The following is a 14,282-nucleotide window of genomic DNA, read 5'->3' as shown; positions in this document are numbered from 1 at the left end:
TCCTTAAACTCCTTGTGCTGCGGTGTTTGCCTGCGGGTCCAGCTCGGCGGGCACGGCCAAACGGGTCGGAGCCGTCGGTTCGACTCCCCATCCCGAACGCCATGAACGCAGCTGGAAGACCCACGCCAGCACTTCGGCCACCGCGGTATATAGCTCGCCTGGGATTTCTTTCCCCAGATCGACGTGTTGATGCAATGCGCGCGCCAGCGGCGGCGCTTCCAATGTCGGGACGCGGTTCTCGGCAGCCAGTTCGCGGATCTTGGCCGCGATCAGCCCCGTGCCTTTGGCCACCACGCGCGGCGCGCCGCTCTTTTCCTCGTCATACTTCAGCGCCACGGCGTAATGCGTCGGGTTGGTCACCACGACGTCCGCCTTCGGCACTTCCGACATCATCCGGCGCCGCGCCGCCTGGCGCTGCTGCTGGCGGATGCGTGCCTTCACATGCGGGTCGCCTTCGCTTTCCTTGTGTTCCTGGCGCACATCCTCTTTGGACATGCGCAACTTCTTCAAATGGCTCCAGATCTGCCACGGCACGTCCAGCATCACGATGATCAGCAGCGACGCCACGATGAACGCGCAACACATGGCCACCAGCGACAGCGCCTTGATCAGCGCCGCGGACGGCGCCACGTGCATCAGGCTCAGCATGTCGTCGTGGTAGCGCCAGATGACCCAGACGGCCACGCCGCCCACCAGCAGGGCCTTGGCCAGCGCCTTGATCAGCTCCACCACGGTCTGCGACGAGAACATCCGCTTCAGGCCGGCAAAGAAGCTGAGCTTCGAAAAGTTCGCCTGCAGCGGCTTGCCCGAAATGACGATGCCGCCCAGCAGCACGCTGGACAGGACCGCCACCACCACCAGCACGCCGAAGACCGGCAAGGTCGCCAGCAAGGCGTGGCCAAAGCCGCTGACCGCCAGCTCCACCATCACGCCGGGGTCCGTCACGACGCGCTGATCGAACGCCAAACCATTGCGCAGCACCCCGCTCAAGCCTTGATAAAGCGCGCCGCCGCCCATCCAGATCACCGCGACACCGGCGGCCAGCATCATGAACGTGCCCAATTCCCGGGAACGCGCAATCTGCCCCTCCTCGCGCGCCTTTTCCAGGCGCCTGGGAGAGGCGGCTTCGGATTTTTCGAGGTCGCTTTCTTCGGCCATGCTCTGCGGTGTCGTTGCGGCTCGCGGATTTTCGGATTACGAGCTGCCCGCCGAGATTCTAGGAGGCCCCGGCCTTCGGCGATAAGCCAAGAAACGGGGGGAAAGCGGCGCTATTCCCGGATGCGCGCCAGGCCCGGCCGCCCGCCCTCGGCCGGACGCACCGCCACGGGCGCCCGCCAGCGCGGTCAACGCCCGGCGGGAACGGCCGTTTGCAATGGCGCCCCGCCTTCCAACGCCGCCTGGAAGCGCACGTAGTCCAGGCCGATCCGGACGGCGCCCCAGTGTTCCGACCCCAAATACAGGGGTAGGGAAATGTCGTTGACGATTTCGCCGGTATCCCGCGAGTAGGTCTGGAACAGCATCGACCCCGTATTCGCGGCCAGCCGGGCGCCGACCGGATCGTCGAAGATCCGCTTGTGCCGCACCCGGACGATATCGGTCGCCGCGTCTCCCGTCGGCGCGTGCGAAAACCGGCTGTTGTGCGCCGGCGCATAGCCCCGGCCGTCCACCAGGATCGTATAAATGCCGCCGGGCACCGCCTCCAGCACGCTGTCCAGCAGCCGGGTCAGCGGCTCGTCGATCGCGCGGTCATAACGCGTGTGGTAGCGCGCCGGCTCGCTGCCGGGAATGCGCTGGTAATGCCGGTCGAACACGTCCACCCCGCGGCGGCGGGCGTCTTCCAGCAAATGGACGGCGGCGGCCCGGAAGTCGTCGACCGCGCCGGACAGTTCATCGAACGCCGTATTGCCGGTGCGCATGTCGGCCAGGACCTCTTGCACGCTTTCGGTCTGGCGCCGGATGCGGTCGATCTCGCCGGACATGTGGCCGACGCGCTCCAGCACGTCGGCGCTCAGCGCCGCGATACGCCCCACTTCCTGGCTCATGCCGTGGTTGGTGGCGTCGACCTCGCCGATCGCCAGCACCACTTCGCCCACCTGGCGGTTCATGTTCTCGAAGTCGCGGACGAACCGCTGGAAATCGGCGCAGGTCCGGTCCAGCACCGCGCCGGAGGCATCCACGTCGTCGCGCAGCGTGCCGGTCCGCCGCTGGGTGGTGTCCACCAGTTCCAGCATCTCGGCCGTATGCCGGCCGATATCGCCGGTGGCGGTATTCACGCGCTCGGCCAGGCGGCCGACCTCGCTGGCGACCACCGCGAAACCCCGGCCGGCATCCCCGGCCCTGGCCGCCTCCACCCCCGCGTTCAGCGCCAGCAACTGGGTCTGCAACGCAATGTCCTTGATCACTTTGCTGATGTCGCCCACCGAGCGCGCGCGCCCCGTCAGTTGCCCCACCACGTCGGTGAATGCGGCCATTTCACGGGTCATGCGGTCCACGCGCGCGCGCACGTCGGACAGCTCGGCCAGCGCCTGCTCGGCCGCATGCAGGTTCTGGCCCGACACCTGGGCGATCTCGCGGGCATGGCTGGAGGTGGACGTGGACAGCGCGGCGATCTGCGCCCCGCTGTCTGCCAACGCGCCCGCCGCGCGCGCCTGCTCCTGCGCCAACAGCGAACAGCGGCCCGCCTGGAACTGCGTGCGCGCCGCGTTCAGCGCGATTTCAATGCTGGATTGCCGCACGGTCATGATCCGCCGGCGGATCTTCCCCAGAAAGCGGTGCAGCGGAAAAACGGCGGGGCTGATCGGAAGCGTGCGCTCCGACAGCATGGCGTCGCCACGGTTGAGGCGACGCAACAACCCCCACATGCCGCCCAGGCGGAATACGGATCTGGCCAAGATGGACCTCCTTGTGCTGGCCCGGATCGCCTTCTATGGGCATCCGTTGCCTGGCGCGCAGGGCGCGCGCCGTGTCTTTCGCTGCAAGGCCCCGCTTTTTCTTATGGCGGAAAGTCTATCGATCAGGCGGTATTCGCGCCCTTAGGGAATACGTTCATGCGCGCGCAACCGCGATGCAAGGTCCCCGCGTGCCGCCCGCGGCAAGGCCCGGCGGCACGGGGAAACGGTCAGAAGCCCAGGCTGGCCAACAGGTCGTCGACCTGATCCTGGCTGGTGACGACATCCGTCTTGCCCTGCGGGCTGATCTGCGGGCCGTTGAGCAGGCTGTTGGCCTCGTCGCGGCGCTCTTGCGGCACGTTGTCCAGCAGCACTTGCAGCAGCTCGCGTTCGATCGCGCCCACCACATCCATCATGCGCATAATGACCTGGCCCGTCAGGTCCTGGAAATCCTGCGCCATGATGATTTCCATCAGCTTGGACTGGGTCTGCTGCGTCTGCTTGGGCACGTCGGCCAGGAACGCGCGCGTGTCCTTGACCAGTTCGCGCGCCTCCGGCATTTCAAGCGGCTGGTCATACCATTGCTGCCAGCGCGTATCCAGCGACTGCGCCGAACGCGACATGCTGTCCTGGATGGGGCCGGCCTGCTCGGTCGCGTTCAATACGCGGTTGGCGGCCTGTTCGGTCATCTGCGCCACATAGCGCAGGCGATCGCGGGCATCCGGGATGGCATTGGCGGCGTCCTTGATCGCCTGGTCCAGGCCCAGCTCGCGCATGCTGTCGCGCAACATGCGGGTCAGCGAGGCGATCCGGTGGATCAGGTCAGGATTCTCGGCGGCGGGTTCAACGTTTTGCGTTGTGCTCATTGCACACCTCAACCGGCAATTTTCTCGAAGATCTTGGTAAGCTTTTCTTCCAGCGTCGCCGCGGTGAAAGGCTTGACCACGTACCCGTTGGCGCCGGCCTGGGCCGCCGCCACGATGTTTTCCTTCTTGGCTTCGGCCGTCACCATCAGCACCGGCAACGATGCCAGGGCCGCATCGGCACGGATCTGCTTGAGCATTTCCAGGCCATCGAGGTTGGGCATATTCCAGTCGGACACGACGAACTGGAAACCGCCGTTGCGCAGCTTCTCCAGCCCGATCGCGCCGTCCTCGGCCTCATCCACGTTCTCGAAACCCAGCTCTTTGAGCAGGTTGCGGATGATCCGCCGCATCGTGGGGAAGTCATCCACCACCAGAATCTTCAGGCCCTTGTCTACCATCTTTCACTCCAGAAAAATTTGCTTGAGACCGATCGTGGATGCATCCGCGTCAAACGCGGTGCCCACGGTCGCCCAGGCGAGTCAGAATGCGTTCGCTAATCGCCGACAGCGCTACCACTTCATCCGCGGCGCCAATGGCGATGGCCTCCCGGGGCATGCCGAACACCACGCAGCTGGCTTCATCTTGCGCGATCGTGTGCGCGCCGGCCCGGTGCATCGCCAGCATGCCGGCGGCGCCGTCCTTGCCCATGCCGGTCAAGATGACACCGATGGCGTTCTTGCCGGCGGCAACGGCGGCGGAATTGAACAACACGTCCACCGACGGGCGGTGGCGGTTGACGGGTTCGCTGGCGTCAAGCTCGATCACATAGTTGGCGCCGCTGCGGCCCAGCCGCATGTGCGTGTCGCCACCCGGCGCCAGGTATACGTGGCCGGGCAGCACCCGGTCCCCGTGGACCGCCTCGCGCACCGTCACCGCGCACAGCGCGTCCAGGCGCTGTGCGAACGACCGCGTGAAGCCGGCAGGCATGTGCTGCGTGATCAGGATCGCCGGGCTGTCCGGCGGCAACGGCTGCAGGACTTCGCGGATGGCTTCGGTGCCGCCCGTGGACGCGCCCACGATGACCAGCTTTTCCGAGCTGGCCAGCGGCCGGCGCAGCATCGGCGCGGGCGCGGCTTGCGGCGCGTGCGGCGCCGGCGTGCGCAGCTTGGCCCGCGAGGCCGCGCGGATCTTGTCCGCGATCAGCTCCGTGTACTCCAGCAGGCCGTCGCGGATGCCCAGCTTGGGCTTGGTGACGAAATCGATGGCGCCCAGTTCCAGCGCGCGCAGCGTGATTTCACCGCCGCGCTCCGTCAGCGACGACACCATCACGACCGGCATCGGCCGCAGGCGCATCAGCTTTTCCAGGAAATCCAGCCCGTCCATGCGGGGCATTTCCACGTCCAGCGTCAGCACGTCGGGGTTATGGCGCTTGATCAGTTCGCGCGCCACCAGCGGATCCGGCGCGGTCGCGACCACTTCCATGTCCGGCTGGCTATTGATGATCTCCGTCATCAGCCCGCGCACCAGCGCGGAGTCGTCTACACACAATACGCTTATTTTTTTCATTGCTTGCTGCCTCGGCCCATTCAGGCCTTACTCGCACATTCGTAGACCGTCTGCCCGCGCAGACGAAAATCCCGGCTGATGTAGGTGAAGTTCTCGGAGTGTCCGGCGAACAGCAGGCCGCCCGGCTTGAGCAGCGGCACGAAACGCTCCAGAATCTTCGCCTGCGTCGGCTTGTCGAAATAGATCATGACGTTGCGGCAGAAGATCACGTCGAACTTTTCGTTGATCGCCCAGGACGGCGCCAACAGGTTCAAGGTCTCGTAGCGCACCATGTCGGCGATCTCGGGGCGCACCCGGACCTGGCCCGCGTTCGCCCCGCGGCCCTTCAGGAAGAAGCGGCGCAGGCGCTCGTCTTCCATCTTCGCCACGCGTTCGGCCGGGTACACCGCCGCGCGAGCCCGGTTCAACACATTCGTGTCGATGTCGGTGGCCAGCACCGTGCTGGCGCTGGCGCGCGGCCCCATGGCCTCGACCAGGGTCATGGCGATGGAATACGGTTCTTCGCCGGTAGAGGCGGCGCAACACCATACCGACACCGGGCCGCCGCGCTTCTGCGCGAAATCGGCCAGAATCGGAAAGTGGTGCGACTCCCGGAAGAACGCCGTCAGGTTGGTCGTGAGCGCATTGACGAAGTCTTCCCACTCGGCCGCGTCGGGCTCGTTTTCGAGCTGGTCCAGATAGCTGCCGAAGTCCTGCCGGCCCAAGGCGCGCAGGCGCCGCGCCAGGCGGCTGTAGACCATTTCGCGCTTATGCGTGCCCAGCGAAATACCGGCGCGCGCATGAATCATCTTGCGGACGCGGGAAAAATCCGCGTCGCGGAAATCGAATTGGCGCTCAACCGAAATGGACGGCGCCGAAGTTGCTGCGGTTGCCACTACGCTCCTCGGTGCCCGAGCGCGAACGCGTCGGGTGCATGCAGACGGGTATCGTCATCGGACGAACGCGCGGAAGACAGGCGATGCGCCGGCACTTCGATGACCTCGCCCGCATTGATCTTGAACACCGCGACGGCTTCCGCCAGACGCTGGGCCTGCTCTTGCAACGAGCCGGCGGCAGCGGCCGCTTCTTCCACCAGCGCCGCGTTCTGCTGCGTCACTTCGTCCATTTGCGACACGGCGCGGTTGACCTGGTCGATGCCGCTGGATTGCTCTTCCGACGCCGCCGAGATCTCGCCCATGATGTCTGTCACGCGCTTGACCGAGGCCACGATCTCTTGCATCGTCGCGCCCGCGCGTTCCACCTGCTGCGAACCCGCGCCCACTGTCGTGACGGAGTCTTCGATCAGGCCCTTGATTTCCTTGGCCGCCTGCGCGCTGCGTTGCGCCAGCGAGCGCACTTCGCCCGCCACGACCGCAAAGCCCTTGCCCTGCTCGCCCGCACGCGCGGCTTCCACCGCCGCGTTCAAGGCCAGGATGTTCGTCTGGAACGCGATGCCGTCGATGACCGACACGATTTCCGAGATCTTGCGCGAGCTGGCCGAAATGCCGTGCATGGTGTTCACCACTTCCGCCACGGCCGAGCCGCCGCGCTCGGCCACGTCCGACGCGCTGGCGGCCAGCTGGTTGGCCTGACGCGCGTTGTCCGCGTTCTGCTTCACCGTGGATGCCAATTGCTCCATGGACGCAGCGGTTTCCTCAAGCGAGGCCGCCTGCTGTTCGGTCCGGCTGGACAGGTCGGTGTTGCCGGCCGCGATTTCGTGCGACCCGACGTTGATCTCATCCACGCCGCGGCGCACCGTCGACACCGTGCGCGTCAGGCTTTCCTGCATGCGTTTGAGCGCCGCGAACAACTGGCCGATCTCGTTGGTGTTGTGCACGTCCACGCGGGCGGTCAGGTCGCCGCCGGCGATGCGGTCGAAATGGTGGCCGGCTTCCCTCAGCGGCTGCAGCACGCGGCGGCGCAGGAAGACATAAGTCGCGAACACCAGCAACGCGGCGATCACGCCGCCTGCGCCGACGGCGATCAGCACGAACTGGTAACGCAACTGCGCCACCTCATGCGCGTCCAGCATCTTGCTGGCGCGCCAGAAATCGAAACCTTCGACGGCACGCGCGAAACGGCCTTCCAGCGCATCCTGCACGGTCTGCACCTGCTTCTGGTAGGCCGGCATGTCGGCCTTTTCCAGGGCGGCGACCAGCGGCGTCAAGCCTTGCTGCACCAGCGCGCCATAGGAAGCCTCGATTTCTTTCAGCGTTTCGGAGGCCTCCGCAGGCTGCGGCAGCGTCTTGTAATACTCGAATTCCGCCTGGCCTTTGTTCATGGCCGCCTTGGCGCGTTCCAAGAGGCCGGTGGCCTCGGCAGACAGGCCTTGCGTCAGCAAGGTAGCCTGACCCACGCTGCTGACGATGTCCGCATAGTTGGCGGTCGCCGCGCGGCCCAGGCCGTTCATGGAATCCTTGTAGCTGGACACGACGCGGCCCACCGCGTCGTCCAGTTCCTGCGATTGCTTGATTTCAGCCAGGGTCCCGTTGCTGATGCGCAAGGACAACACGCCAAGCGCCGCCCCGATCACCAACATGAATGAGAAGAACGCCAGCACCCACAACAGGCTGCTGCGTATCGTCATGTTCGCGAAAAACTTGCGCATCACAAGAACCATCCCTTGACTGCAATCGTTAAAGGAAAGCGCCACATCGGATTCAATATGGCGCCTCTACCCCGCATTCCAGCCGGATTCCGATCAGGAAGCGGCTTTCTCCACCAGCGCCATCTCATCGCTGGTCATCATCTTCTCGATATCCACCAGGATCAGCATGCGCTCATCCACCGTACCCAGGCCGGTCAGGTATTCGGTGGACAGCGTCGCGCCGAACTCCGGCGCCGGGCGGATCTGGCCCGCATTCAGCATCAACACGTCGGACACGCCGTCGACCACGATGCCGACCACGCGGCGATCCAGGTTCAGAATGATCACGACGGTCTGCTCGTTGTATTCGACGCGGCTCAGGTTGAACTTGATGCGCAGGTCGACGATCGGGACGATGATGCCGCGCAGGTTCGTCACGCCCTTGATGAACGAGGGGACGTTGGCGATGCGGGTCACCGTGTCGGCGTCGTAGCCACGGATTTCCTGCACTTTCAGGATGTCGATGCCGTACTCTTCATCGCCCAGCGTGAAGACCAGGAATTCGCTGCCGACATCTTCGTTGCGCGCGGATTGCGCTTGCGGTTTGGCTGCCATGATTTTTTAGTGCTCCATCAATTCAGAATGGCTTCGGGCTGCGACCAACGTTCACGGTTGGCGCGCGCAAGCGCAAATACGTCGACAATCAGCGCTACGCTGCCATCGCCCAGGATGGTGGCGGCGGAGATGCCGGGGACCTTGCGGTAGTTCGACTCAAGGTTCTTGACCACGACCTGGTGCTGCCCGATCAGGTGATCGACCAGCAGCGCGAAACGGCGGTCTTCGGCCTGCATGATGACGGCGATGGCCTGCGTGGGATCCGACTGGGCTCCCGCCACCGAAAACACGCGGTGCATTTCGACCAGCGGCAGGTATTCGCCGCGCACGTGCATCACGCGTTCGTTGCCCGCCACCGAATAGATCTGGTCGTTCGTCGGCTGCAGCGATTCCGTCACATTGTTCAGCGGCAGGATGAAGGTTTCTTCGCCCACCCGTACCGACATGCCGTCCAGGATGGCCAGCGTCAGCGGCAGCACGATGCGGGTCGTGGTGCCGTTGCCCGGTTCGCAAGACAGCTGCACGTGGCCGCCCATGTCCTGGATGTTCCGGCGCACCACGTCCATGCCAACGCCGCGGCCGGAAATGTCCGTGACTTTTTCGGCGGTGGAGAAGCCTGGCGCGAAGATCAGTTGCCAGATCTCGTCGTCGGGTGAATTCTCGTTGACCGGCAGGCCTTGGGCCATGGCCTTCTTCAGGATCTTGTCACGGCTCAGGCCGCCGCCGTCGTCGCTGACCTCGATCACGATGTTGCCGCCGTTATGCTGGGCGGACAACACCAGCTGGCCCACTGGATCCTTGCCGGCGGCGATGCGCTTTTCGGGCGTCTCGATGCCGTGGTCCAGGCTGTTGCGCACCAGGTGCGTCAGCGGGTCGATGATGCGTTCGATCAGGCTCTTGTCCAGTTCGGTCGCGCGGCCGTGGGTCTGCAGTTCGATCTGCTTGCCCATCTTGCCGGCGATGTCGCGCACCAGGCGGGGGAAGCGGCTGAACACGTAGTCCATCGGCATCATGCGGATCGACATCACCGCTTCCTGCAGGTCGCGGGCATTGCGTTCCAGCTGCTCCATGCCGTTCAACAGGCGGTCGTGCAGGACCGGGTCCAGCGTGGACGCCGTCTGCGCCAACATGGCTTGCGTGATGACCAGTTCGCCCACCAGGTTGATGACCTGGTCGACTTTCTCCACGCCCACGCGGATGGACGTGGATTCCTTGTCGGCGTGCGCCGGCGCGGCCGGGCGCGACGCGCGGGCGGCCGCCTGGGTGATCGCTTCGGCGGCAGCCGCCGATTCCGCGACGGCCGGGGCCGGAGCCACCGGCGCGGGTGCGACAGTAGCGGGAGCCGGTTCGGCCGCCACCGGCGCCGCGGCGGCTGCCGGGGCCGCTTCGCGGCTGATGTTCAATTGGTCGCCGTCGACGATGAAGCAGCACACGGCCTCGATATCGTCCGGCGTGCAGGTGCTGTCCACCCACACGGTCAGGACGCCGTCGGCGCGTTCGCTGGCCTTCACCGTACCCAGGTTGCCCATTTCTTCAAGCAGGGCCGCGGCATCCTTGTCCGACACCTTGGTGATCCGCACCTTCAGCGGCAGATCGCCAGCGTCGGCGGCCGCTTGCGCGGGCGCCGGTGCGGCCACAACCGGAGCCGGTGCCGGCGCAGGTGCTGCCGCCACAGCGGGCGCAGCCCCAGCCGGGTCCGCCGCAGCCGCGGCAGCCGCGGCAGGATCCTTATGCTCCAGCGCCAGCTGCCTCAATACGGCGCAGATACGCTCAAACACGGCTTCATCGGGCTCTTCGGAGGCCCGATAGGCATCCAGTTGGCTTTTGAGCACGTCTTTCGTTTCCAAGAAGATATCAATCATGTCCGTGCGCAGCGCCATTTCACCGCGACGGATTGCGTCCAGAAGGTTTTCCAGCAGATGGGTGGTGCCCGCAAGCTGCGTGAAACAGCCGAATGTCGCCGCACCGCCCTTGATCGAGTGGGCCGCGCGGAAGATGGCGTTGAGCTGCTCGATGTCGGGCGCGCCCACATCCAGCTCTAGCAGCAACTGTTCCATTTGCGCGAGCAGCTCATCCGCCTCGTCGAAAAAGGTCTCGTAAAACTGACTGAGGTCCAAACCAGCACTCATGACCCGTACGCCTTCATAAATGAACCTGCTTTACGCGCCGGCCTGCTCGTCGAGCAGTTCGGTCGCCAATTCCACCAGCACATCGGGGTCGACCGGCTTGGAAAGCCAGCCACAAACGCCCAGATCCCGAGCGGCCATCTTGCTATCCACATCGTCTTCGGTGGTCAGCACCAGCACCGGCACGTCCAGGTACTGGTCCTGCTCGCGCAAGCCCTGAATCAATTGCAACCCGCCCATGACCGGCATGTTCCAGTCGCTGACCACCAGATCCACCGGGTGGTTCTTGGCCACTTCCAGCGCTTCCTGGCCATTGCCGGCCGTCAGTACTTTCCATCCCGCGCCCGTCAGCGTCGCCTGCACGATCATCCGCATCGTCGCCGAATCGTCCGCCACCAGAATCGTTGCCGCCATTGCTATCGAACCCCTTCAGCGGGCGGCACATTCGCCGCTTCGCCTTGCTTGGTTGCCGTCGCGGCCTGGGTGGCGGCTTGCACCGCCTCCACGGCCGTTCCCACCTCGCGGGCATCCTTGGCGCTAACGTCCGCTGCGGCGGCGTTCTCGTTTTCGATGCGCTTCTGGGTGTTCAGATTGAGCACCACGAGGCTGATACGTCTATTAACGGCTGCGTAAGGATCATCTTTAACCAGACTCATGCTGGAAGACAGCCCCTGGATGCGCATGACCTTGCTTTCATTCATGCCGCCGGCCACCAGCTCCTGGCGGGAGGCGTTCGCGCGGTCGGCCGAAAGTTCCCAATTGCTGTAGGCGCGTTCGCCGCGCGCATACTGCGAGGCGTCCGTGTGGCCCGAGATGCTGACCTTGTTCGGCAGCTCGTTCAGCACCGGCCCCAATTCCCGGAGGATGTCGCGCATGTAGGGCTGCACTTCCGCGCGGCCGGTCGCGAACATCGGACGGTTCTGGTTGTCGATGATCTGAATGCGCAGGCCTTCGGTCGTCAGGTCGATCAGCAGCTGCGGCCTGAAGCTCTTCAGGACGGGGCTGGTGTCGATGACGTTCTCGAGGCGCCTTTTCAGGTTCTCCAGGCGGTGCTGTTCGCGGCGCTCGGCATCGCCCATGGGCTGGGCTTCCACCCGATTGCCCTGGGCGCGGCGCACATCGCCCTCGCTGCGCAAGGGATCCTGCCCTCCCCCCGGCACCGCGCTGGTTTCGGCCGAGTTATTAGGCCCGCCCATGATCGCCACGCGCAACGGCATGCGGAAATACTCCGCGATGCCCTTGAGTTCTTCGCGCGGCACGATGCTGATCAGCCACATCACCAGGAAAAACGCCATCATCGCCGTGATGAAGTCGGCGTAGGCGATCTTCCAGCTGCCGCCGTGGTGCCCGCCGCCCTTGACCTTCTTGCGGCGGATCACCACACGGTGGTTGTTTACCGTGCTCATGGCCCGCTCCGTCAGGCCTTGCCGGTTGCGGTCGACTTGGTTTGCCGGACGTGCTCTTCCAGCTCACCGAAAGTCGGACGCACGGACGAGAACAGCACCTTGCGGCCGAATTCCACCGCCAACTGGGGCGGGTAGCCGTTCATGCTGGCCAGCAGCGTGGTCTTGATGCATTCCAGCACTTTCATGGCTTCGTCGGTGCGCCGTTCGACGCGCGAGGCCAGCGGCCCCACGAAACCGTAGGCCAGCAAAATACCCAGGAAGGTGCCGACCATGGCCTTGGAGATCAGGTCGCCCAGGATCGCGGGCGGCTGGTCCACGGCGGCCAGCGCCTTGATCACGCCCAGCACCGCGGCCACGATGCCGAATGCCGGCAGGCCGTCGGCCATCTGGTGCAACGCATGCGCGGGCACTTCGCGCTCGTGGCGGTAGGTTTCGATTTCCTCGTCCATGAGCGTTTCGATTTCAAACGAGCTCATGTTGCCGCTGATCATGATGCGCAGGTAGTCCGTGATGAACTCCATGAGCTTCGCGTCTTTGGCGATGCGGGGATATTCGCTGAAGATCGGGCTGGAGGCCGGATCCTCGATATGCGATTCGATGGCCATCAGGCCTTCGCGGCGCGCTTTGTTCAGCAATACATACAGGAGCGCCATCAGCTCCATGTACACGTCCTTGCCGTAGCGCGAACTCTTCAGCGCGTCGGGCAGCGCCTTCTTCACCAGCATCAGCGACTTTTTGCTGTTGCCGGCAAGGAACGCCCCTAGAGCCGAACCGAAGATCAGCGTCAGCTCGAAGGGCTGGTAAAGCGCGCCCAAGTGGCCGCCCAGCGCTATGAAGCTACCGACGACCGACACGATCACCACGAGAAAACCGATAACAATCAACACATCAGGCCCCTGCCAACGAAGTCTAAAACTGGCGTCAATGATCCCCTGTTCCCCCCGACCCAAAAAGGCGGGTTACGGGGAGTTTTACAGGGCTTTTGATGTATTTGGCTGCGGCCGGCGAGCTGCCGCCGGCCTAGGCGTGGCCAGCCGGGTCCGGCCAGCCAAGCGCCGGCGATCAAGGCCGAGCGGCGTCGACGGCGGGCGCCGGACGGCTGCCGGCGCGTGCTTTGGCGGCCGCGCGCGTCTTGCCGGCGCGAGGTGGGGGCCGGCAGATCGCGCACACGAAATCCGATTGCGGATCGTGGGCGTGGGCGATGAAATGGCCGCCGCACTGGCGGCAGGCGGACAGTTGCAGCATGCCGCTGTCGAAGAAGCGCACCAGCATCCAGGCGCGGGTGAAGCTCAGCACCGGTTCGGCGTTTTCCGAGGCATCCAGGCCCGCGTTCTCCAGATACAGGCGATACGCGTCGATGGTGGCGCGGATGCCCTTGCTGCTGGTGCGCGCGTTCAGGAACGAATAAACGTTGTAGAACAGCGAAGAATGGATGTTCGGCAACCAGGTCATGAACCAGTCGACCGAAAATGGCAGCATGCCCTTGGGTGGCGAGCAGCCGCGGATTTCGCGATACAAGCGTGCCAAGCGGTCGTGGCTGAGGCTGGTTTCAGCCTCCAGCACCTGCAACCGCGCTCCCAAGGTAATCATGGAGCTGGCAAGCAGGATGTCGTCCGCTTCCTGTGAAACGCTTTTGGAGGCCATTGCGCGAGTCCGATTGAGGGTCCGAACGGCCGTCAGGCCAGTTCTTCTACAGGTTGCTTGGCCAGCAGGATGGTTGCATGCGCTTGTTGCAGCGCACCACCCAGAACGTCATGGGTCAGCGCCGACAACAGGCTGTAATCGTCAAAACGGAATCGGCACAGCAGCGAGCTGGAACTGGCCAGTTTCACGAGTTGGGCCGGCGACAGTCGCATCAGGATGTCGGCAACTTCGTTGCTGAACCCCAGACGGAACATCGATGCAGCATAGTCATCACGCAACATACGTTGCGCAAGTAACAGATATGACAGATTCACTTCGCGAATATCTGCCAGCAATGAATTTTCGACTTGTTGCACGCCCTACTCCCTATCCCTATCCCACCCACGGGGCTCGATAACCAAAAGCGCCGGCAACCCGAATTGCCTGGCGGCTTGCTGCGATCTGTTTTAATGCGAAATGTATCATTTGTTCGCAATTTAAGTAAAATTTACCACAGCTGATGTCATTTTCTATGACTTATATGACAAAACTTTGTTGATATTGCGCAACTTGCGAAAATAGATACACCTTGACATAGAAATTTCAGGCGAATTTACGTCAATTTGGCAAATAAGCATTCAAAACATTGCGTACTTCAACGAATGAAATGTTGTGCAGTCCCGACA

The 14,282-nt window shown here is 64.1% G+C and carries 14 protein-coding genes; all 14 read right to left on the bottom strand.

What is annotated here, in order from left to right; genetic code table 11:
- Positions 1-3: 3 nt before the first annotated feature.
- A complete protein-coding gene (gene flhB / locus A9973_RS01220; RefSeq protein WP_183011955.1) occupies positions 4-1,158 on the bottom strand; it encodes a flagellar biosynthesis protein FlhB in 1,155 nt (384 codons plus the stop codon).
- Positions 1,159-1,343: 185 nt separating this feature from the next.
- Positions 1,344-2,891 carry a methyl-accepting chemotaxis protein gene (locus tag A9973_RS01215; RefSeq protein WP_370539422.1) on the bottom strand — a complete coding sequence of 516 codons (1,548 nt, stop codon included), beginning with the start codon at positions 2,889-2,891 and terminating at the stop codon, positions 1,344-1,346.
- 227 nt (positions 2,892-3,118) lie between these two features.
- Positions 3,119-3,754 carry a protein phosphatase CheZ gene (gene cheZ / locus A9973_RS01210; protein ID WP_183011954.1) on the bottom strand — a complete coding sequence of 212 codons (636 nt, stop codon included), beginning with the start codon at positions 3,752-3,754 and terminating at the stop codon, positions 3,119-3,121.
- 8 nt (positions 3,755-3,762) lie between these two features.
- Entirely contained in the window at positions 3,763-4,152 is a 390-nt protein-coding gene (gene cheY / locus A9973_RS01205; RefSeq protein WP_006224583.1) for a chemotaxis response regulator CheY, read from the bottom strand.
- A 49-nt stretch (positions 4,153-4,201) separates the two neighbouring features.
- The gene (locus A9973_RS01200; protein ID WP_183011953.1) at positions 4,202-5,260 is read right to left on the bottom strand and encodes a chemotaxis response regulator protein-glutamate methylesterase; all 1,059 of its coding nucleotides are present in this window, start codon (positions 5,258-5,260) and stop codon (positions 4,202-4,204) included.
- 20 nt (positions 5,261-5,280) lie between these two features.
- Positions 5,281-6,135 (bottom strand): CheR family methyltransferase, encoded by an 855-nt coding sequence (locus A9973_RS01195; protein ID WP_183011952.1) that lies wholly within the window; start codon positions 6,133-6,135, stop codon positions 5,281-5,283.
- Positions 6,135-7,847, bottom strand: coding sequence for a methyl-accepting chemotaxis protein (locus A9973_RS01190; RefSeq protein ID WP_183011951.1), 1,713 nt, complete (start codon positions 7,845-7,847; stop codon positions 6,135-6,137). Before A9973_RS01190 ends, A9973_RS01195 begins: the two co-directional genes overlap by 1 nt.
- Positions 7,848-7,940: 93 nt before the next feature.
- Positions 7,941-8,441, bottom strand: a complete 501-nt coding sequence (gene cheW, locus A9973_RS01185) for a chemotaxis protein CheW (protein WP_105559861.1) — start codon at positions 8,439-8,441, stop codon at positions 7,941-7,943.
- Positions 8,442-8,458: 17 nt separating this feature from the next.
- The gene (gene cheA, locus A9973_RS01180; RefSeq protein WP_183011950.1) at positions 8,459-10,570 is read right to left on the bottom strand and encodes a chemotaxis protein CheA; all 2,112 of its coding nucleotides are present in this window, start codon (positions 10,568-10,570) and stop codon (positions 8,459-8,461) included.
- 30 nt (positions 10,571-10,600) lie between these two features.
- Positions 10,601-10,981 (bottom strand): response regulator, encoded by a 381-nt coding sequence (locus A9973_RS01175; RefSeq protein ID WP_183011949.1) that lies wholly within the window; start codon positions 10,979-10,981, stop codon positions 10,601-10,603.
- A gap of 2 nt (positions 10,982-10,983) precedes the next feature.
- On the bottom strand, positions 10,984-11,973 hold the full coding sequence (motB, locus tag A9973_RS01170; RefSeq protein ID WP_183011948.1) for a flagellar motor protein MotB: 990 nt from the start codon (positions 11,971-11,973) through the stop codon (positions 10,984-10,986).
- A gap of 11 nt (positions 11,974-11,984) precedes the next feature.
- Positions 11,985-12,860 carry a flagellar motor stator protein MotA gene (motA, locus tag A9973_RS01165; RefSeq protein WP_105559857.1) on the bottom strand — a complete coding sequence of 292 codons (876 nt, stop codon included), beginning with the start codon at positions 12,858-12,860 and terminating at the stop codon, positions 11,985-11,987.
- Between the two features lie 175 nt (positions 12,861-13,035).
- Positions 13,036-13,617, bottom strand: a complete 582-nt coding sequence (gene flhC, locus A9973_RS01160; RefSeq protein WP_183011947.1) for a flagellar transcriptional regulator FlhC — start codon at positions 13,615-13,617, stop codon at positions 13,036-13,038.
- A gap of 32 nt (positions 13,618-13,649) precedes the next feature.
- Positions 13,650-13,973 carry a flagellar transcriptional regulator FlhD gene (gene flhD, locus A9973_RS01155; RefSeq protein WP_006219025.1) on the bottom strand — a complete coding sequence of 108 codons (324 nt, stop codon included), beginning with the start codon at positions 13,971-13,973 and terminating at the stop codon, positions 13,650-13,652.
- Positions 13,974-14,282: the final 309 nt, after the last annotated feature.

This window comes from Achromobacter sp. UMC46 (assembly GCF_014170335.1).
Lineage (GTDB): Bacteria > Pseudomonadota > Gammaproteobacteria > Burkholderiales > Burkholderiaceae_B > Achromobacter.
The sequence above is the reverse complement of the archived record's forward strand: the minus strand, read 5'-3'. Positions and strand labels throughout refer to the sequence as shown.